This is a genomic window from Deltaproteobacteria bacterium (assembly GCA_009930495.1).
Classification (GTDB): Bacteria; Desulfobacterota; Desulfovibrionia; order Desulfovibrionales; family Desulfomicrobiaceae; genus Desulfomicrobium.
Genome location: RZYB01000490.1, coordinates 1 through 1,019 on the forward strand (window position 1 = coordinate 1; position 1,019 = coordinate 1,019).

Annotated in this window: 2 protein-coding genes; one reads left to right on the forward strand and one right to left on the reverse strand. The window is 67.0% G+C overall.

Annotated features, from left to right (window positions below):
- On the reverse strand, window positions 1–615 hold a 615-nt coding region (locus tag EOL86_15670; GenBank protein ID NCD27009.1), incomplete at its 3' end, for an aminopeptidase.
- Between the two features lie 87 nt (window positions 616–702).
- Between EOL86_15670 and EOL86_15675 the strand changes: the two genes are divergently transcribed.
- Window positions 703–1,019, forward strand: a 317-nt coding sequence (locus tag EOL86_15675) for an NAD-dependent epimerase/dehydratase family protein (GenBank protein NCD27010.1), incomplete at its 3' end; no start/stop codon positions are given.

A 1,019-nucleotide genomic window follows, 5' to 3' on the forward strand; every position in this document is an offset into this window, starting at 1 on the left:
GTCACGGGCCGTCTGGGCCAGATATTCCGGCGTGGCCACATTGGCCGGAGTGTTGACCAGATTCCGGGCCAGTTCCACGCCATCGGCAACGGCCAGGGCGGCGCGCAGCCGTTCGTGCAGATCCGGCTTGCCGCCGCTGATGGCCACGCGGTGCGGGCAATCCGCTTCGCCGGGCTCGGACTTGAAGGCCACGAAACGGTACGCGGCCAGACGCGCGGCAATGGCGAACTCCACGGCTAGATCCTCGGCCAAATCCAGGGCCGCCAAGTGGGCCGCGTCCACGGCCAGGGCCGGCAGTTCCTGGGTGGCGGCGGCGCGCACGACCGCGCCGACAGCCGTCCGGAACGCGTCCGGATCGGCCTCGGCGGTCTTGCCCAGGCCAACGCTCAAAACCCGGCCCTCGGCGCCGCATCCCAGTCGGACCCGACCGGCCTTGCCCGAAAAGCCGTCATCGACGGCACCGCCGCGCCCGGCCAAAATGTCCGCGCCCACACCGTCCAGCTCCGCGTCCTCGGTCCTGAAGACCACCATCACCGTATCTTTCAACTCGCCACTGTCTCGAACCACGTGTATATGCATGATAGCCTCGCTCAAGGTTGAAATAATCCTGGGCATACGGACCTTGGCCGCGCGAGTAAAGGCGGTTGCCAGGACGGCCCGAGGAACTATCTGGAAAGAAAGACCTTCTCCCGGAGGAAATGCATGACGCAAACACGGACCGTGGCGGTGCTCGGGGCCACGGGCTACATTGGCGGGCGCTTGGTGCCGGCCCTGCTGGAAAAAGGCTGGCGCGTGCGGGCCATCGGCCGCAACACGGACAAGCTGCGCTGTCGCCCCTTTGCCAGCGACCCAGGCGTGGAACTGGCCCAGGCCGATGTTTTGGACCGACCGACATTGATGGCCGCGCTACGCGGCTGCTCCGCCGCCTTTTATCTGGTCCATTCCATGTTTCCCGGCGTGAAGGACTTCGAGGACCAGGACCGCCGCGCGGCCCTGACCATGCGCGACGCGGCCCAGGA